Raw genomic sequence first — 19,326 nt, forward strand, 5'->3', positions numbered from 1 at the left:
CCTCGATTAAGCCAATTCCAGCACGGCTGAGCGCCATTGAATGGTTTCGGATTGCTGACCAAACCACGCCAGCTGCTGATGTAATGCCGCCACTTCACCAATGACGATTAATGCAGGTGCTGGCGCTTGCTGAGCCAATGACTCCAATTCATGCAACGCTCCCACAATCACTTTTTGATTTTGCCGAGTCCCACAACCAATCACGGCTACGGGGGTATCTCGATGACGTCCATATTGAATAAGCTGCTGGCGAATATTGGCGGCTGTCACAGTGCCCATGTAGATAGCCAGTGTTTGGTGACCGCGAGCTAATGCTTGCCAGTCCAACTCCGCTCCTTCTTGTCGGCAATGTCCGGTAATAAACGTGATACTCTGCGCGTGTTCTCTGTGGGTCAGTGGGATCCCCGCATAAGCTGCCGCACCAATAGCGGCAGTGATACCAGGTACGACTTGAAAAGGGATGTTAGCCTCGGCAGCAACTTGCAACTCTTCACCGCCACGCCCAAAAATAAACGGATCCCCACCTTTTAAGCGCACCACCTTTTTGCCTTGCTGGGCATAGTTGACGATCAATCGATTAGTTTCCTCTTGGGAAACGCTATGATTTCCTGCTCGCTTACCCACACAGACTTTGTCTGCATCACGGCGAACAAGATCCAGGATTTCCGTGCTCACCAGATGGTCATACAGCACCACATCCGCATTTTGCAGAACTCTCAAGCCTTTAAGTGTTAACAGTCCCGCATCACCCGGTCCTGCTCCCACTAAGGTCAGTTCCCCTTGGTTATCCGGCTTCGCTAGCTGTTGCTCCAGCTGCTTTTCGGCATCATCCAGTTGCCCGCTTTCCACCAAAGAGGCAAAGCGCCCGCTAAAACTCAATTCCCAAAAACGTTTACGCTCACTGAGCTTAGTCAGATTCTGTTTTACGCGCTCACGCCAGCGCCCTGCAATCTCCGCCATTTTTCCCAACGATGTTGGCAGCAAGGTTTCCAGTTTTTCCCGTAATAATTTTGCTAACACAGGCGCAGTGCCACCCGATGAAATCGCCACCATAATGGGAGAACGGTCGATAATCGAGGGAACAATAAAGGAACAGAGGGGCTGGTCATCCACCACATTGACAAAAATATGTCTCTGCTGTGCATCATGAAAAACTTTCTCATTGAGCGCTTGGTCATCCGTGGCAGCAATCACCAAGTAAGCATCATCAAGGTGATAAGCTTGATAAGGTTGCTGTACCCAGTGCAATTGTTTTTGTTGATAAGCCAACTGCAAGCTTTCGCAAAGTTCAGGGGAAATCACCACCAGCGAGGCATGGGCTTTCAATAATAATTCGGCTTTACGTGCGGCGACCACACCGCCGCCAATCAAGACAACTTGTCTTTCTCGCACACTCACAAATAAGGGTAGGTAATCCATAAATCGCTTCCATCCAACATTTTAATTATAAGAGCAATGAAATTGACTATATGGCGTGAATTGGTCACTTTGAAATGACAAAAAAGCATGAATAGGAACAGAAAGGCATAAGCTAAATAAAGAGGGGAAAACCCAGTAAATTAAGCCTATCTTCCGCGATTTGACATAAATAAAAAATAAAGGGACACCCTTATTTTAGATAAAGGCATCCCTTTGTTATTACACAAATAAATTAACTTTCTACTTATTAGTAATGTAAGTAATTAATTATTTAAACGAAGTCTTTAGTTTTTTAAAAAAACATTAATTTTCATGTAGCCCGCATTCACGCTTTAAACCAAAGAAACGAGTTTGCTCTTCACTCATACCGGGTTCCCATGGACGACTGGTATGAGTATCTCCCACCGATAAATACCCTTTTTCCCATAATGGATGGTAGGGTAAATTATGTTTGGTCAAATACTGATAAACTTCTTTATTATTCCAATCAATCACTGGCAGAATTTTAAAAATCCCGCGTCCAATACTCAGCACTGGTAACGCTGCTCGGCTCGCCGATTGTTCTCGTCTTAGTCCTGAAAACCAACTTTGCGCCTGCAATTCATGCAGCGCCCGCGTCATAGGCTCTACTTTGTTCAATTGGTTATAACGCTCAATTCCTTCAACCCCTTGAGTCCACAACTGCCCATGAATGGCTTCTTGCCATGCAGGGCTGGTTTCCGCTCGGTACACTTTCAAGTTTAAGTTTAACCGTTCCGTTAACTGTTCAATAAACTGGTAAGTTTCAGGAAACAAATAACCCGTATCCGTTAAAATCACAGGAATATTGGGGACCACTTGCGTGACTAAGTGCAGCGCCAAAGCACCTTGGATGCCAAAGCTTGATGACAACACGAATTCAGCAGGAAGATGTTCAACCGCCCATTCAACGCGAGCTAGCGCAGTCATTTCTTCAAGTTTCGCGTTGAATTCCGCTAAATAAGCAACTTGAGCCTGTTTATCTAACGGCTGAACTTGCGCTAATTGAAGTCGGCTCATACCGCCTCCTTGACCTCGTAAAAGTCGATAGCTGAGTTGAGTACTGGCTTCACGACGTTAGCGCGGATCAGGTAATCACCAAAACCTTCATTCGGTTGACGTTCAGCCGCCCAGCGACCAATCAGCTCATTCATGATGGCTAAAATCTCTGCGCTGCTGATATTTTCCTTATACATTCTCGGAATACGCGTACCGATGCGATTTCCACCTAAATGTAAGTTATAACGGTCGAGGGCTTTCCCCACCAGCCCGACTTCTGCCAGCATCGCGCGACCACAACCATTTGGGCAGCCCGTAACGCGTAAAACAATATGTTCATTCGCCACGTGATGCGCCGCCATGATGTTTTCAACTTGCGTGACGAACTCCGGCAAAAAGCGCTCCGCTTCTGCCATCGCTAGCGGACAGGTTGGGAAAGAGACACAGGCCATCGAGTTTTCACGCTGGCGCGTCACTTCATTGCTCATCAAACCGTGCTCAATGGCAATTTTCTCTATTGCCGCTTTGTCTTCTTCCTCAATCCCCGCCACAATTAAGTTTTGGTTGGCCGTCAGGCGAAAGTCCCCTTTATGGATTTTCGCGATCTCGGCGACGCCGGTTTTTAACGGTTTGTCCGCTAAGTCGATTAAGCGCCCATTCTCCACAAATAAGGTTAAATGCCAGCGATTATCAATGCCTTTTAACCAACCAATTTGGTCGCCACGCTCCGTAAATTGGTAAGGACGAATAGCGTCAAACTGCACACCAGCTCGTTTTTCCACTTCCGCTTTAAACACCTCTATCCCAACTCGCTCAAGGGTGTATTTGGTTTTGGCATTTTTACGATCAGTCCGGTTTCCCCAATCACGCTGCGTAGTGACAATCGCTTCAGCAATTGCCAAGGTTTTATCTAAGGGAATAAAACCAAATTCACTGGCAAGACGTGGGAACGTGTTGGTATCGCCGTGGGTCATCGCTAAACCGCCGCCCACCAGCACGTTGAAACCGATCAATTGCCCTTTTTCAGCAATCGCCACAAAGTTCATATCATTAGCATGGAGATCCACATCATTTAGCGGCGGGATCACCACGGTAGTTTTAAATTTCCGAGGAAGATAGGTTTGCCCTAGAATAGGCTCTTCATCGGTGGTCACAATCTTTTCTTTATCCAACCAAATCTCAGCATACGCACTGGTGCGAGGTAGCAAATGCTCAGAGATTTTTTTCGCCCATTCATAGGCTTGCTGATGCAGTTCAGACTGCACAGGGTTAGACGTACACAGTACGTTACGGTTTACGTCATTGGCGGTAGCTAACGCATCCAGCCCCACATGGCTGAGCATTTGGTGCGCCGGCTTCACATCCCCTTTGAGAATACCGTGAAACTGGAATGTTTGACGGTTGGTAATACGAATGCTGCCGTATAACGTGTGCTCAGAGGCAAATTTATCAATATCGAGCCACTGTTTCGGGGTAATGATGCCTCCCGGTAAGCGACAACGCAGCATCATGGCATGACGCGGTTCTAACTTCTGCTCTGCTCGCTCTGCGCGAATATCTCTGTCATCTTGTTGATACATTCCGTGAAAACGGATCAGCAAGAAATTATCTCCGTCAAAACCGCCTGTTAAGCCGTTTTTGAGATCGTCTTTGATAGTGCCTCGTAAATAGTTACTTTGCTGCTTCATCCGCTCGCTGTCAGCGAGCTTTCCTTCAACCACTAAGGCCGGCTGAGGTGCAACTTTTTGATGTTCATTGCTCATTAATAAACGTCCCTCTGATAACGGCGCATCACACGCAGCTCACTTAAAAAGTCATCCGCTTGCTCTTCATCCATGTGCCCGTGCTCGCTGATGACATCCAATAATGCTTGTTCCACATCTTTCGCCATGCGATTTGCATCCCCACACACATAAATATGTGCGCCTTGTTGGATCCAGTCCCACACTTCGCTACCTTGTTCGCGCAATTTGTCTTGCACATACACTTTTTCAGCCTGATCCCGCGACCACGCTAATGAAATATGGGTCAGCAAACCGTCTTTGACATAACGCTGCCATTCGACTTGATATAAGAAGTCGTCAACAAAGTGCGGATTGCCAAAAAACAGCCAGTTTTTACCTTCGCTACCGTCGTTATCACGTTGTTGTAAGAAAGCGCGGAATGGGGCAATTCCCGTTCCCGGACCAATCATAATCACGGGAGTATTTGAGTCTGCGGGTAGGCGGAAATTATCATTATGTTCAATAAACACCCGCAGTTCGTCACCTTCATTGAGACGATCCGCTAAGAAGCCAGAAGCACCGCCTGTTCTTGGACGTCCATCAATCTCATAGCGTACAACCCCGACGGTAGCATGGACTTCATCCGTCGCTTCTGCCTGTGAAGAAGAAATGGAATACAAGCGTGGCGTTAATGGGCGCAGTAAATCCACAAACTCTTGCGCACTTGGTTGAGCCGCCGCTTGGCGTACCATATCAACGATAGGCGTGGTTTGTGCATACTGCATAATGGCTGGCTTATCACTGATCAAGCCTAATAAGCTATCGTCTTTGGATAACTGAGCGTATTTTTCGACGATCAAATGGGTATTTTGGGTCAGTTCCAGCTGGTAAGTTAACGCATCACGCAGCGAATGGCGCTGTTGACCAATAAATACGTCTTCATCCCCTTGTAGCCATAACAGGCTAATCAGCTCATCCACTAACGCAGGGTCATTATCAAACCACACGCCTAGTGCATCTCCCGGCTGATAGCGTAAACCAGAATTCCCCAAATCAATCTCAATATGGCGCACATCTTTGTCCGATCCGCGCCCCGTGATCTTTTGGTTACTCAACAGCGAGGCGGTTAATGGCGCCGTTTTGGTGTATGGGGAAGAATCGAGCTGATTCACACTGCCAGATTGAGTATTGATGAGCTGGCTATCTGACTGAGCAGGTACTCGCGCTTTTAAAATCTGCGTCAAAGAGCTTACCCACTCGTCTGCCAATGCCTGATATTCAACATCCGCATCGACCCGAGGAAGCAACGCACTCGCCCCGAGTTTCTCAAACTGGCTATCGAAATCTTTTCCTGCTTGGCAAAAATGCTCATAAGAAGAATCGCCAAGCGCAAAAACTGCATAATGGGCGGATGAAAGATCGGGTGCTTTCTTCGAATTCAAATACTTATGTAATGCAACAGCCTCTTCGGCTGGCTCCCCTTCACCTTGGGTGGATGCCACAACGATCACCACTTTCTCTTGGTTGATCTGCTTAAACTTGTAATCACCAGCATTGACTAAATTGGCACTGATTTTCTCACTCAGTAGCTTTTCTCGAAGCTGCTCAGCTAAACGACGGGCATTACCCGTTTGGGAGGCTGAAATAATGGTCACGGTTTCTTGAGGCGCATTGCTTGCAGGAACAGATTCACTTTGCGCACTGTTTTGATTCACCATTCCCCACAAATAGCCAGATAGCCAAGCCAGTTGATGGGATGAATAATCCCCCACTGCGGTTTGTAAGCGCCCTAATTGCTCCGTCGAAATCGGTAATGCTGATAATGGAGGTTGCTTGTTTTGCATTATTTTGTCACTCCAACGTGATCCATCATTGAATAGTCAATAAAACGTTATATATGCCATTCTCTATCCCAAATGAAGATAAAGGTTATAACAGCCATAACTAGGAAGATAAGAAACTATAGCCATAACTAATAGCTAAAAATCCTAAAGAAAATATTCGATGATGAATATCGAATAAAAAGATTAGCCAGAAATCGATAAATAACGACATTTTGAGTAAAAATAACAGTAGAATACGCTACTAAACATTAGTAAGGAGAAATTTATGAGCACAACCATCTACAAAGATTTTCACTTTGAAGCAGCCCACCGCCTTCCTCATGTACCCGAGGGGCATAAATGTGGTCGCCTGCATGGGCACTCTTTCATGGTGCGCTTAGAAATCACGGGTGAAATTGATGCGCATACGGGATGGATCATGGATTTTGCTGATGTGAAAAGCGCCTTTAAACCTATCTATGAGCGTCTAGACCATCACTATTTAAATGAGATTGAAGGGTTAGAAAACCCAACCAGTGAAGTACTTGCTCGCTGGATTTGGCAGCAAACCAAGCCACTGTTACCACTATTAAGTGCCATTACGGTTAAAGAAACCTGCAATGCAGGCTGTGTATATCGCGGAGAAGCCTAAGTCAAATAGGTGCTGAGCTGTAAGTTATCACCTACAGCTCAAAGACATAATGATTACTGAATATTTAAATATTTATGGGTTTGAATGGATAGCCGCCAGTTGCGTTGGATGCAGGTATCAATACATAGCTTCGTCGCTGACATTTTTTGGCTAATAGGCTGAAGCGCCACAATCGGTGACTCCCCTTGAGTTCGCAAAGATAATAGCTGATCAAGGGCTTCAATATCCTTTTCACGCGCTACAGGATGCTTGATTTCATTGGCTCGATTAATCGCCTGTTCGAGTACTTGCAATCCACCTTTCATACCCACTTTCGGCGAGACAGTGACCCAGGTATTTTCAGTGCAGATGATTGGGTAAGTGCCGCTGGTTTCAATCTGGCATTGAAACCCATTCGCTTCAAGGGATTGCGTTAAGTTCGTTAAATCATAAATGCACGGCTCTCCACCCGTTATCACAATGTGTTTTGCGGTATAGCCGTTTTGTTGCATCAGTTGGATTAAGCTTTCGGCATCGGACATTGCCCATAAATCACTGTCTTGTGTTTTTAATGCAATATCACCCAATGTGGATTCCTTCGCGGGCTCTTTGTCCCAGGTCTGTTTGGTATCGCACCAACTACAGCCCACTGGACAGCCTTGCAAACGAATAAAAACAGCAGGGACGCCAGTAAAAACACCTTCCCCCTGTAAAGTTTGGAAGATTTCATTAATTGGGTATTTCATATTGCTCCTAGAAGATTCCATTTGGCGCATATTATATTGCAGATATCTATCTCGCGGGCAATGCACTTTGTGATAATGTAGTCACCCTGCGTTCAGGAAAGTACGTCAACTCAAACAACGAAACCGAAACAATATTCGGTACAATATTTCGAAATAAAGTCAATGACAGGAAAAGACATGCAAAGTAGTGAACAAAATCAACTCAGAAAGGGGCTGAGTGTCCGGCACATTCGCTTTATGGCCTTAGGGTCAGCGATTGGTACTGGGCTATTCTACGGTTCTGCGTCTGCGATTCAGGCAGCAGGTCCTGCGGTGTTACTTGCCTACATGTTAGGTGGTGCCGCTGTATTTATGGTGATGCGTGCCCTCGGCGAAATGGCGGTTCATCATCCAGTCCCTGGTTCATTCTCTCACTACGCAAGCCATTATATGGGTCCTCTAGCGGGTTTTTTAACAGGTTGGAACTACGTATTTGAAATGCTGGTAGTCTGTTTAGCCGATATTACGGCCTTCGGGATGTATATGGGCTTCTGGTTCCCGCATGTCGACCAATGGGTATGGGTATTGAGTATCGTGCTATTTATTAGCGCCCTCAATCTTTGCCACGTTAAGATTTTCGGTGAGATGGAATTCTGGCTATCGATTATTAAAGTTAGTGCCATTATTGCCATGATTGTCGGCGGTGCCTTCTTGATGATCTACGGTTTTGGTCAAGAAACTAACCATGAAGTGGGTATCCAAAACTTGTGGGAGCATGGCGGCTTTATGCCAAATGGCATTGAAGGGGTGATAGCCTCTCTAGCCATCGTTATGTTTGCTTTTGGTGGTATTGAGGTAATTGGTATCACGGCAAGTGAAGCGCAAAATCCTGAAAAAACCATACCTAAAGCTATCAATGCGGTGCCTATCCGTATTCTATTATTCTATGGATTAACGCTGTTTATCCTGATGTGTATCTACCCATGGAATCAAATCGGTCAAAACGGTAGTCCGTTTGTCCAAATCTTCGATAGCTTAGGTATTCAATCCGCAGCCAATATCCTGAATATCGTGGTGATCACAGCTGCAATTTCCGCTATCAACAGTGATATTTTTGGCGCAGGTCGCATGATGTATGGTATGGCTCAAGATGGGCAAGCACCGAAAGTCTTTACTAAACTGACCAAAAGCGGTGTGCCATGGGTAACAGTGCTGGTGATGTCCGTTGTGATGTTATTAGGGGTTTATCTGAACTACCTGTTACCAGAAAAAATCTTTGTGATCATCGCGTCAATCGCGACCTTCGCAACGGTGTGGGTCTGGTTAATGATTTTACTGTCACAAGTGGCAATGCGCCGCAAGATGAGCCAAGAAGAAATCAAAAAACTGAAATTCCCTGTACCGTTCTGGCCTGTAGGTCCAGCAATCACCATCGCATTTATGGTGTTTGTTATCGCTTTATTAGGCTTCTTTAAAGATACGCAAGTGGCGCTGATCGTAGGCTTTGTGTGGGTGGCTTTACTCAGTATCACTTTCTTTGCGATGCGTTATTACCAAAAACGTTGATCCCTTTTCATTAAGAGATCAATAAAACAGCCCTACATCGAACAGATCTAGGGCTGTTTTTTTAATGATTTTTGATTTTATGGAACCGTTAGTTCTACTACATCACGCTGACGCAAGCGCCTGTTCAATATCTGCAATTAACTCATCGACATTTTCTAAACCAATAGATAGTCGAATCAGCCCATCACTAATGCCATATTGCAGCCTTTCTTCCGGTGTATAGGTCGAATGAGTCATACTGGCAGGATGCTGCGCCAATGACTCGCAATCTCCCAAACTCACCGCCCTAGAGAACAGCGTTAAATGGTTTAAGAACCGCTTGCCTGCTTCCAGCCCCCCTTTTAGCTCAAATGCAATCATGCCTCCGGCTAATTTCATCTGCTTTTGAGCTAAATGGTACTGCTCAAAACTCGGCAAACCCGGGTACATAATGGTAGCGACTTTTGGGTTCACTTCTAAATATTCAGCAATTTTCTGTGTGCTTTGGACTATCCTATCCATACGAACAGACAAGGTTTTCATTCCTCGAATAATCAGGTTAGCGTCATGAGGAGATAAGCATGCCCCCGTCATATCCTTCAACCCCACTAATCGAATTAGTTTTGCGTACTCTGCCGTTGTGGCTACCGCTCCCCCCATAGCATCCCCATGACCATTCATGTACTTGGTCAACGAGTGCAGCACAATATCCGCCCCCAATGTCAGTGGTGTTTGAATATACGGCGTGCAATAGGTGTTATCGACTACCACTAAGATATTATGTCGATGAGCAATCTCACTCACCGCAGCAATATCCACCAAACGCATGTTCGGGTTAGCGGGTGACTCAAAGAATATCATGCGCGTTTTTTTCGTAATGGCTTGAGCGACACTCTCTGGATCACTCATATCAATGTGCTTAATTTTCACACCAAATCGAGCCAACCCATGATGAAAAAAGGCATAAGTACAGCCATAAACTGTTAAGTCCACTAACAGTTCATCACCCGGATTTAATAATGTCCAAAATGTAGCCGTGATTGCGCCCATACCTGACGAGAACACAATTGCCGCCTCTCCCTCTTCAAGAGAGGCAATTCTATTTTCCAATAGATTTAATGTTGGGTTATTAATTCGGGTATAAATATAGCCATCTTTTTCACCACTAAAACAGGCTGCGCCCTCTTCGACACTTTTAAATACATAAGTCGATGTTTGATAAATTGGCGATGCCAATGAACCTAAATGATCTTGTGCATTATAGTGACTATGAATTGCCCGTGTTTCGAAAGAACGTTTTATATCTAAACTCATACCACCTCCGAAAAATTACCCTCCTTGGGATTGAGATAATCGAGAACCGACAATTTGCATTGTTCGCAAAAGCGTCGTAATTCCACGCAATGTATTTGGATCTTTTAATAATCCATACACTGAGCGAAAGTTAGGATTTTTACTATCATGTATTCCTTCCATTTTTGCCATATTGTAGGCAGTACCTAATTCCCATACAGGCACTAAAGTATCTTCAAAAGAATTTGATAATCGTTCTACTGTACTGTTATCTAATATATCAACAAGGTCAGATACTAGTGAAAGCAGATCCACAATATTGTCTAAGCGATTTAAGTGTAATAACGGTGCTAATTTTTCAGCAAGATGATTACCAGATTCGGAACTTAATAGTTCAACCAATTTACTTTGATTTTCATTATTCGACATTTTTAATTCCTTATTAAACTAAGCCACGGATTGCTGCCCAATAAATACCTCTATTGAAGCCATTTCTTAGTAATCCACCGAGCTTTGTTGGCGGAGTTGGAATAACATCGTGCTTGTAATCGTATTGCAAAGGCATACCCGCCGTTAATCCCATTTGAGCAACAGCTTGTACTCGACCATCATAAATAGCCGCTGGGTAACCATAAATTAACTCACCACAAATATTATCAGCAATAATTGCAGCTTGGTTATGGCAGCTCCCCCCCGCTTTACTAATTGGTAAATCAACTGTATCACCAATAACATAAACACCTTCAACACCATAGACTTGCATTGTTTCATGGTCTGTTGGTAACCAACCTTCACCATTATTGTGTTCACTTAATCCGGTATTTACGACCGCCTCTACTGCGGTAATAGGTGGAGTGCTAATTAATAAATCGAAAGGCTGCTCATCACCTTCTTTGGAATAAGCTAATTTCTTATCTGGGTCGACTTTATTTAAAGTAAACCCTCTTTGAGCTTTAATATTTCGAGCTACAAACACTTCAGGAATGACTTCGCAAACCGGCTGTTGCATGAATAAACAATTACGCAGTAATTGTGCAACCGTTGGATAGGTATAAACAATTTCAATATTATCTCTAACTCGACGTTTACGTAAAAACTCATCAATCATGAGTGTTGTTTCCATCGGCGCTATACCACACTGATGGGGAACGTTTGGTGTTTCAGGAAATGAAACGGTAATAAAAATACGACCTTTTTCAATCTTAGATAATTGGTCGGCTAATTTACGCGAGGCATCATAAGCATAAAAATGGTTACCTATTTCCTTTAATCCTTCAATACGCTCAGGTCTAGGGATACACCCTGTGGCAACGACTAAATAGTCATAGTGATATTTTTTATTATTTCTTGAGTATAATTCTTTATTTTTAAAATCAAATGAGTCAACTTTATCAATGACTAATTCAATTTCTGGTCTTAATAATTCACGCTCAGGTCGGCTTAGTTCTTCTTTAAAGAACATATTAAAAGCCACATACATAAATGCAGGTTTATAATAATGTATCGGATTATCTGTTATTAACGTTATTTTTATTCTTTGAGAAAAAATGTCTTTATTAAGTTTTCTAGCCAAAATATTAGCTAACATGGTACCGCCAGTACCACCACCCACAATAACTATATTTTTCATGATTTAAAATCCTTAAGAAATAAAACAGCCCGATAAATAAAACCTGCTCATCGCCGTGCTTTACACTTAATAAATATAGTTTAATGCCAATAACAACCAATACAATAAATTGCATATAATTCGAGAATCAACAAAAAAAACTAATCACTTTGAGATATTAAAACGCTTTCTCTGGTAAAAGAAAAGTGAAGCATTCATAAGTGATAAAATTAAATTTCATTGCAGCTCATTGAAAGAAAAAGATTAATATGAATAATGTCCAACTATCTTCCATTTAAATAAGACATCCTCAGTAACTTGTCCATATCCAATATTGTGCATCACTAAGTAATATCGACTATTCGATGCTTTGATGGATGTCACAATTCCTATATGTGGACGGCCGTTATCTAAACGCCATGAAACGATATCACCGGGTAAATAATCCTCCCCTTTTACCGTAATAGGTTTAACAGTACCTTTTCGAGCAAAAAAGGTTTCTAAGTTAGGTACTCGCCGATGATCAATATTGGTATCAGGCTTACGAAGCCCCCACATTTTTTGACTTGGATACTGGCTAAAGTTTTTTTTAATATCTTCATGAAGCTGTTTTTGAAGATCAATACCCAACTTACGATAACTGCGTATCACAACATCAGAACAGACACCATAATGGCTGGGAACATCCCCATTAGGGTAATCCATCTGGCGATAAGATGAATCATAAACAACAAGGCGAGGTAATTGTTCGGCTTGTTTTGCCAACTCAAGGTTACTTTTTCCTAATGCATAGGGCATGCAAAATAGTAAAGCGATAGATAGTAATCGTTTCAAGGTATGAATCCCCATAAAATAGAGAATAAAATCTACAATAATTACAGGGATAAATAAGGTGGGATAATCTTAAAAAGGTATTACTTAGTTAATTTAAATTGGGTAATGATAGGGTTATGATCTGACGCATCAGTCTGTAATACGTGGCTTTCCTTCAGTTTTAAGCCGCGGTAAAACATAAAGTCTAATGGACGACCAAAAGCTTTTGTTCGTAAATCTAAATCGTAGAGAACTTCCTTCAAGCCAACTGAACGAATAAAGCGTTTCAATGCATTTACTCGCTGACGGCTCCATGCATTAAAGTCCCCCGCGAGAATAACGGGACCGACATGTTTGCTAATATGAGAACCTAACTTACTCAATTGCTTTCTATACACATCAACACCAAAACTAAAGTTAATGGCATGTACGTTAGCAACCATTAAATGCTTACCATTAGGCAATGGATAAACCGTGATCAAAGCCGATTTCGCTAAACGTAATAGCGGCTCTTTTTCTCGTAATGGACAACAATAAATAGGGTGAGCTGTCGCGAGAGTCATTACCCCTGATGGATGAGGAGAAAAAGGTAAGGCAGGGACTTGGTCTGCTACCAATTGATGTGAAGCAGCAAAAGAAACCAATTCTGGTGACATTTGTGCTTCCTGGAGCAATAACAGTTTTTTCTCTTTAACGAGCTCTGCTAACGTAGATTTCCAATTTGGTCGCTGCTGCTTATAAATATTCCACGTAACCACATCCAGCATTTCACCCGCAGGAAACAGAGGAAGACCAATAGGAAGAGAATCACCTAGCATATGAATTGGCATAGGCTGAATACGTTTTGCAGGCTCGCCAGCAATGTACCGAACAGAATAGGTTCTTTTAGCCACGTACCGGATTCCCTACGAAATTGATAACAACAGTATTATTGGTAGCAACAGTATTGCTGCCAACTATGCTAGTTTAGCATTGGTTTGACTGACTCGCGTACAGTATATCAAATATCTTACCGGTAATCTTAAGGAACTTATTATTCCTTTTTGTGACCTTTCTAAGTCAGTCTGACTATCTCCATCAAATTCTCTATCATTCACCGTGATAAATATTCTAAATAACGGCTTAACAAAAGAAAAAAGTGCGTGTAATGGAGGCATTTTTTGCTGTTTGGTTAGGATATAAAGTAGATAGGGCTCATATGACGGTCGATTTTCACTCAATATGTAGGATAACTTCATTACTGATAATGGTTATTGACAATGAAAGCTCCGTTTATAAGGCGGGAAGCCAGAGCGATATTAGGTCTTTTGGGTAGTTAGCGAGTTACCATCCCCCCGATTTTACTAGTGATAAGTCAATTTATGAAATACCTTTCTGCTATTTTCATTTCCCCTAACGCAAAAAAGCCACCCATTGGGTGGCTTCTCGGCTAATTTAATGTCTGGCAGTTCCCTACTCTCACATGGGGAGACCCCACACTACCATCGGCGCTACGGCGTTTCACTACTGAGTTCGGCATGGGGTCAGGTGGGACCACCGCGCTATTGCCGCCAGACAAATTCTGTTTATTCCCGTCTAAGTTTTCTCTTAAACCAGAACTTCAATCTTGAACAAGCTGTGTCTCCACCTTCCGGCTTCTCACTTTCTTTGAAAATCAACTTAATCTCTCATCTCGAAAACACCTTCGGTGTTGTCAGGTTAAGCCTCACGGTTCATTAGTATTGGTTAGCTCAACGTATCGCTACGCTTACACACCCAACCTATCAACGTCTTAGTCTTAAACGTTCCTTTAGGACCCTTAAAGGGTCAGGGAAGACTCATCTCAAGGCAAGTTTCCCGCTTAGATGCTTTCAGCGGTTATCTCTTCCGCACTTAGCTACCGGGCAATGCCATTGGCATGACAACCCGAACACCAGTGGTGCGTCCACTCCGGTCCTCTCGTACTAGGAGCAGCCCCTTTCAATCTTCCAACGCCCACGGCAGATAGGGACCGAACTGTCTCACGACGTTCTAAACCCAGCTCGCGTACCACTTTAAACGGCGAACAGCCGTACCCTTGGGACCTACTTCAGCCCCAGGATGTGATGAGCCGACATCGAGGTGCCAAACACCGCCGTCGATATGAACTCTTGGGCGGTATCAGCCTGTTATCCCCGGAGTACCTTTTATCCGTTGAGCGATGGCCCTTCCATACAGAACCACCGGATCACTAAGACCTACTTTCGTACCTGCTCGAGCCGTCACTCTCGCAGTCAAGCTGGCTTATGCCTTTGCACTAACCGCATGATGTCCGACCATGCTTAGCCAACCTTCGTGCTCCTCCGTTACTCTTTGGGAGGAGACCGCCCCAGTCAAACTACCCACCAGACACTGTCCGCACCCCGGATTACGGGGCTACGTTAGAACATCAAACATTAAAGGGTGGTATTTCAAGGTTGGCTCCACGCAGACTGGCGTCCACGCTTCAAAGCCTCCCACCTATCCTACACATCAAGGCTCAATGTTCAGTGTCAAGCTATAGTAAAGGTTCACGGGGTCTTTCCGTCTTGCCGCGGGTACACTGCATCTTCACAGCGAGTTCAATTTCACTGAGTCTCGGGTGGAGACAGCCTGGCCATCATTACGCCATTCGTGCAGGTCGGAACTTACCCGACAAGGAATTTCGCTACCTTAGGACCGTTATAGTTACGGCCGCCGTTTACTGGGGCTTCGATCAAGAGCTTCTCCTTACGGATAACCCCATCAATTAACCTTCCAGCACCGGGCAGGCGTCACACCGTATACGTCCACTTTCGTGTTTGCACAGTGCTGTGTTTTTAATAAACAGTTGCAGCCAGCTGGTATCTGCGACTGGCTTCAGCTCCATGAGTAAATCACTTCACCTAATGCCAGCGTGCCTTCTCCCGAAGTTACGGCACCATTTTGCCTAGTTCCTTCACCCGAGTTCTCTCAAGCGCCTGAGTATTCTCTACCTGACCACCTGTGTCGGTTTGGGGTACGATTAATGATAATCTAGAGCTTAGAGGCTTTTCCTGGAAGCGGGGTATGAGCTACTTCGCCACCGTAGTGACTCGTCATCAGACCTCAGCATATAGTGAACCGGATTTGCCTAATTCACCTGCCTACATCCTTAAACCGGGACAACCGTCGCCCGGCCAGCCTAACCTTCTCCGTCCCCCCATCGCAATTATCACCAGTACGGGAATATTAACCCGTTTCCCATCGACTACGCATTTCTGCCTCGCCTTAGGGGTCGACTCACCCTGCCCCGATTAACGTTGGACAGGAACCCTTGGTCTTCCGGCGTGCGGGTTTTTCACCCGCATTATCGTTACTTATGTCAGCATTCGCACTTCTGATACCTCCAGCAACCCTCACAGGTCACCTTCACAGGCTTACAGAACGCTCCCCTACCCAACAATATTTACATATCGCTGCCGCAGCTTCGGTGCATAGTTTAGCCCCGTTACATCTTCCGCGCAGGCCGACTCGACCAGTGAGCTATTACGCTTTCTTTAAATGATGGCTGCTTCTAAGCCAACATCCTGGCTGTCTGAGCCTTCCCACTTCGTTTCCCACTTAACTATGACTTTGGGACCTTAGCTGGCGGTCTGGGTTGTTTCCCTCTTCACGACGAACGTTAGCACCCGCCGTGTGTCTCCCGTGATAACATTCTTCGGTATTCGTAGTTTGCATCGAGTTGGTAAGTCGGGATGACCCCCTAGTCGAAACAGTGCTCTACCCCCGAAGATGAGTTCACGAGGCGCTACCTAAATAGCTTTCGGGGAGAACCAGCTATCTCCCGGTTTGATTGGCCTTTCACCCCCAGCCACAAGTCATCCGCTAATTTTTCAACATTAGTCGGTTCGGTCCTCCAGTTAGTGTTACCCAACCTTCAACCTGCCCATGGCTAGATCACCGGGTTTCGGGTCTATACCCTGCAACTCATTCGCCCAGTTAAGACTCGGTTTCCCTACGGCTCCCCTATACGGTTAACCTTGCTACAGAATATAAGTCGCTGACCCATTATACAAAAGGTACGCAGTCACACCATAAAGGTGCTCCCACTGCTTGTACGTACACGGTTTCAGGTTCTATTTCACTCCCCTCGCCGGGGTTCTTTTCGCCTTTCCCTCACGGTACTGGTTCACTATCGGTCAATCAGGAGTATTTAGCCTTGGAGGATGGTCCCCCCATATTCAGACAGGATAACACGTGTCCCGCCCTACTCGTCGAGTTCACAACACCAACACCTTCGGATACGGGGCTATCACCCTTTACTGCCGGCCTTTCCAGACCGTTCTCCTGATGCTAATGCTGATTAAGACTCTGGGCTGCTCCCCGTTCGCTCGCCGCTACTAGGGGAATCTCGGTTGATTTCTTTTCCTCGAGGTACTGAGATGTTTCAGTTCCCTCGGTTCGCTTCGTTTGACTATGTATTCATCAAACGATAGTGCAACGAATTGCACTGGGTTTCCCCATTCGGAAATCGTCGGTTATAACGGTTCATATCACCTTACCGACGCTTATCGCAGATTAGCACGTCCTTCATCGCCTCTGATTGCCTAGGCATCCACCGTGTACGCTTAGTCGCTTAACCTCACAACCCGAAGGTGTCTTTACCAACTGACCCGACGGCCAGTTGAACACATTCAAGTTGAGATTTTTGAGAGACTCTCACATTGTTTAAGCGATAAACAATGTGCGTTGTTTTCAATTTTCAGCTTGTTCCAGATTGTTAAAGAGCATAATTATTCGCAATAGACTATTTCTAATCTATTCTGAATAATCAGAAAGTTTATGGTGGAGCTAAGCGGGATCGAACCGCTGACCTCCTGCGTGCAAGGCAGGCGCTCTCCCAGCTGAGCTATAGCCCCATAAAGGTAATTCCAGTATCGATTCTCTCACTAAGAAAGAATTTTGAGTTAAATCGAATTTAAGCAAGGCATAACTTGGCGACGTTTACGTCTGGTAAACGAGCTGAGTTATAACGAAGCATCAATTCGATTTTGGTAGGCCTGAGTGGACTTGAACCACCGACCTCACCCTTATCAGGGGTGCGCTCTAACCACCTGAGCTACAAGCCTATCGATACCGTTACTCTATTTCATCAGACAATCTGTGTGAGCACTTCACAAAAACACTTCAATGGTAAGGAGGTGATCCAACCGCAGGTTCCCCTACGGTTACCTTGTTACGACTTCACCCCAGTCATGAATCACAAAGTGGTAAGCGCCCTCCCGAAGGTTAAGCTACCTACTTCTTTTGCAACCCACTCCCATGGTGTGACGGGCGGTGTGTACAAGGCCCGGGAACGTATTCACCGTAGCATTCTGATCTACGATTACTAGCGATTCCGACTTCATGGAGTCGAGTTGCAGACTCCAATCCGGACTACGACGTACTTTATGAGTTCCGCTTGCTCTCGCGAGGTCGCTTCTCTTTGTATACGCCATTGTAGCACGTGTGTAGCCCTACTCGTAAGGGCCATGATGACTTGACGTCATCCCCACCTTCCTCCGGTTTATCACCGGCAGTCTCCTTTGAGTTCCCGACCGAATCGCTGGCAACAAAGGATAAGGGTTGCGCTCGTTGCGGGACTTAACCCAACATTTCACAACACGAGCTGACGACAGCCATGCAGCACCTGTCTCAGAGTTCCCGAAGGCACTAAAGCATCTCTGCTAAATTCTCTGGATGTCAAGAGTAGGTAAGGTTCTTCGCGTTGCATCGAATTAAACCACATGCTCCACCGCTTGTGCGGGCCCCCGTCAATTCATTTGAGTTTTAACCTTGCGGCCGTACTCCCCAGGCGGTCGATTTAACGCGTTAGCTCCGGAAGCCACTCCTCTAGGGAACAACCTCCAAATCGACATCGTTTACAGCGTGGACTACCAGGGTATCTAATCCTGTTTGCTCCCCACGCTTTCGCACCTGAGCGTCAGTCTTTGTCCAGGGGGCCGCCTTCGCCACCGGTATTCCTCCACATCTCTACGCATTTCACCGCTACACATGGAATTCTACCCCCCTCTACAAGACTCTAGCTGACCAGTCTTAGATGCCATTCCCAGGTTAAGCCCGGGGATTTCACATCTAACTTAATCAACCGCCTGCGTGCGCTTTACGCCCAGTAATTCCGATTAACGCTTGCACCCTCCGTATTACCGCGGCTGCTGGCACGGAGTTAGCCGGTGCTTCTTCTGTTGGTAACGTCAATCGCTGATGATATTAGCATCAACGCCTTCCTCCCAACTGAAAGTACTTTACAACCCTAAGGCCTTCTTCATACACGCGGCATGGCTGCATCAGGCTTGCGCCCATTGTGCAATATTCCCCACTGCTGCCTCCCGTAGGAGTCTGGGCCGTGTCTCAGTCCCAGTGTGGCTGATCATCCTCTCAGACCAGCTAGGGATCGTCGCCTTGGTGAGCCATTACCTCACCAACTAGCTAATCCCATATGGGTTCATCCGATAGCGCAAGGACCGAAGTTCCCCTGCTTTGCTCCTGAGAGATTATGCGGTATTAGCTACCGTTTCCAGTAGTTATCCCCCTCTATCGGGCAGATCCCCATACATTACTCACCCGTCCGCCGCTCGTCAGCGAGAAGCAAGCTTCCCCTGTTACCGCTCGACTTGCATGTGTTAGGCCTGCCGCCAGCGTTCAATCTGAGCCATGATCAAACTCTTCAATTAAAAAGCTTGATGCTCAAAGAATGTTACTGTCGTTT

At 45.3% G+C, this 19,326-nt stretch carries 12 protein-coding genes, 2 tRNA genes and 3 rRNA genes; 2 read left to right on the plus strand and 15 right to left on the minus strand.

The window, feature by feature from the left end:
- Window positions 1-6 precede the first annotated feature (6 nt).
- The 4 genes from cysG to cysJ form a co-directional block, all read right to left on the minus strand.
- Complete coding sequence (cysG, locus tag ACIH2S_RS15195; protein WP_108478383.1) at window positions 7-1,419, minus strand: siroheme synthase CysG; 1,413 nt, start codon at window positions 1,417-1,419, stop codon at window positions 7-9.
- Between the two features lie 303 nt (window positions 1,420-1,722).
- Complete coding sequence (locus tag ACIH2S_RS15200; protein ID WP_036955780.1) at window positions 1,723-2,457, minus strand: phosphoadenylyl-sulfate reductase; 735 nt, start codon at window positions 2,455-2,457, stop codon at window positions 1,723-1,725.
- Entirely contained in the window at window positions 2,454-4,199 is a 1,746-nt protein-coding gene (gene cysI / locus ACIH2S_RS15205) for an assimilatory sulfite reductase (NADPH) hemoprotein subunit (RefSeq protein ID WP_154600122.1), read from the minus strand. Before cysI ends, ACIH2S_RS15200 begins: the two co-directional genes overlap by 4 nt.
- A complete protein-coding gene (cysJ, locus tag ACIH2S_RS15210; protein ID WP_108478384.1) occupies window positions 4,199-6,004 on the minus strand; it encodes an NADPH-dependent assimilatory sulfite reductase flavoprotein subunit in 1,806 nt (601 codons plus the stop codon). The genes cysI and cysJ overlap by 1 nt, the downstream gene beginning before the upstream one ends.
- Window positions 6,005-6,269: 265 nt before the next feature.
- Here cysJ and queD point away from each other — a divergent pair, with 265 nt between their 5' ends.
- A complete protein-coding gene (gene queD / locus ACIH2S_RS15215; protein ID WP_036955790.1) occupies window positions 6,270-6,635 on the plus strand; it encodes a 6-carboxytetrahydropterin synthase QueD in 366 nt (121 codons plus the stop codon).
- A 53-nt stretch (window positions 6,636-6,688) separates the two neighbouring features.
- On the opposite strand, the gene queE is transcribed toward queD, so the two are convergent.
- On the minus strand, window positions 6,689-7,360 hold the full coding sequence (gene queE / locus ACIH2S_RS15220) for a 7-carboxy-7-deazaguanine synthase QueE (RefSeq protein WP_108478385.1): 672 nt from the start codon (window positions 7,358-7,360) through the stop codon (window positions 6,689-6,691).
- Between the two features lie 177 nt (window positions 7,361-7,537).
- On the opposite strand from queE, the gene ACIH2S_RS15225 reads away from it, so the two are divergent.
- Complete coding sequence (locus tag ACIH2S_RS15225; RefSeq protein ID WP_108478386.1) at window positions 7,538-8,905, plus strand: amino acid permease; 1,368 nt, start codon at window positions 7,538-7,540, stop codon at window positions 8,903-8,905.
- 102 nt (window positions 8,906-9,007) lie between these two features.
- On the opposite strand, the gene ACIH2S_RS15230 is transcribed toward ACIH2S_RS15225, so the two are convergent.
- The 10 genes from ACIH2S_RS15230 to ACIH2S_RS15275 all read right to left on the minus strand — a co-directional run bounded on the left by ACIH2S_RS15230 (window position 9,008) and on the right by ACIH2S_RS15275 (window position 19,291).
- Window positions 9,008-10,198: a methionine gamma-lyase gene (locus ACIH2S_RS15230; RefSeq protein ID WP_108478387.1), complete on the minus strand. Its 1,191-nt coding sequence runs from the start codon at window positions 10,196-10,198 to the stop codon at window positions 9,008-9,010.
- Window positions 10,199-10,213: 15 nt separating this feature from the next.
- Window positions 10,214-10,606, minus strand: a complete 393-nt coding sequence (locus tag ACIH2S_RS15235) for a hypothetical protein (RefSeq protein WP_036955802.1) — start codon at window positions 10,604-10,606, stop codon at window positions 10,214-10,216.
- Between the two features lie 13 nt (window positions 10,607-10,619).
- The gene (locus ACIH2S_RS15240; protein ID WP_108478389.1) at window positions 10,620-11,807 is read right to left on the minus strand and encodes an NAD(P)/FAD-dependent oxidoreductase; all 1,188 of its coding nucleotides are present in this window, start codon (window positions 11,805-11,807) and stop codon (window positions 10,620-10,622) included.
- 243 nt (window positions 11,808-12,050) lie between these two features.
- Window positions 12,051-12,584: a DUF1287 domain-containing protein gene (locus tag ACIH2S_RS15245; protein WP_231138120.1), complete on the minus strand. Its 534-nt coding sequence runs from the start codon at window positions 12,582-12,584 to the stop codon at window positions 12,051-12,053.
- Window positions 12,585-12,700: 116 nt separating this feature from the next.
- A complete protein-coding gene (locus ACIH2S_RS15250; protein WP_430247674.1) occupies window positions 12,701-13,492 on the minus strand; it encodes an endonuclease/exonuclease/phosphatase family protein in 792 nt (263 codons plus the stop codon).
- A 546-nt stretch (window positions 13,493-14,038) separates the two neighbouring features.
- Window positions 14,039-14,154 (minus strand): 5S ribosomal RNA (gene rrf / locus ACIH2S_RS15255).
- A gap of 139 nt (window positions 14,155-14,293) precedes the next feature.
- Window positions 14,294-17,199, minus strand: a 23S ribosomal RNA gene (locus ACIH2S_RS15260).
- Window positions 17,200-17,400: 201 nt separating this feature from the next.
- Window positions 17,401-17,476: transfer RNA gene (locus ACIH2S_RS15265), tRNA-Ala, on the minus strand.
- 133 nt (window positions 17,477-17,609) lie between these two features.
- Window positions 17,610-17,686 (minus strand) — tRNA-Ile (locus ACIH2S_RS15270).
- Between the two features lie 65 nt (window positions 17,687-17,751).
- A 16S ribosomal RNA gene (locus ACIH2S_RS15275) occupies window positions 17,752-19,291 on the minus strand.
- Together the 16S, 23S and 5S rRNA genes with 2 tRNA genes alongside form the textbook arrangement of a ribosomal RNA operon.
- Window positions 19,292-19,326 lie beyond the last annotated feature (35 nt).

Source organism: Providencia lanzhouensis (genome assembly GCF_050469745.1).
In the GTDB taxonomy this organism is placed as follows: domain Bacteria; phylum Pseudomonadota; class Gammaproteobacteria; order Enterobacterales; family Enterobacteriaceae; genus Providencia; species Providencia lanzhouensis.

Coding starts and splice junctions, on each gene's coding strand:
- cysG (WP_108478383.1), bottom strand. CDS start 1,419: ATGGATTACCTACCCTTATTTGTGAGTGTGCGAGAAAGACAAGTTGTC.
- ACIH2S_RS15200 (WP_036955780.1), bottom strand. CDS start 2,457: ATGAGCCGACTTCAATTAGCGCAAGTTCAGCCGTTAGATAAACAGGCT.
- cysI (WP_154600122.1), bottom strand. CDS start 4,199: ATGAGCAATGAACATCAAAAAGTTGCACCTCAGCCGGCCTTAGTGGTT.
- cysJ (WP_108478384.1), bottom strand. CDS start 6,004: ATGCAAAACAAGCAACCTCCATTATCAGCATTACCGATTTCGACGGAG.
- queD (WP_036955790.1), top strand. CDS start 6,270: ATGAGCACAACCATCTACAAAGATTTTCACTTTGAAGCAGCCCACCGC.
- queE (WP_108478385.1), bottom strand. CDS start 7,360: ATGAAATACCCAATTAATGAAATCTTCCAAACTTTACAGGGGGAAGGT.
- ACIH2S_RS15225 (WP_108478386.1), top strand. CDS start 7,538: ATGCAAAGTAGTGAACAAAATCAACTCAGAAAGGGGCTGAGTGTCCGG.
- ACIH2S_RS15230 (WP_108478387.1), bottom strand. CDS start 10,198: ATGAGTTTAGATATAAAACGTTCTTTCGAAACACGGGCAATTCATAGT.
- ACIH2S_RS15235 (WP_036955802.1), bottom strand. CDS start 10,606: ATGTCGAATAATGAAAATCAAAGTAAATTGGTTGAACTATTAAGTTCC.
- ACIH2S_RS15240 (WP_108478389.1), bottom strand. CDS start 11,807: ATGAAAAATATAGTTATTGTGGGTGGTGGTACTGGCGGTACCATGTTA.
- ACIH2S_RS15245 (WP_231138120.1), bottom strand. CDS start 12,584: ATGCCCTATGCATTAGGAAAAAGTAACCTTGAGTTGGCAAAACAAGCC.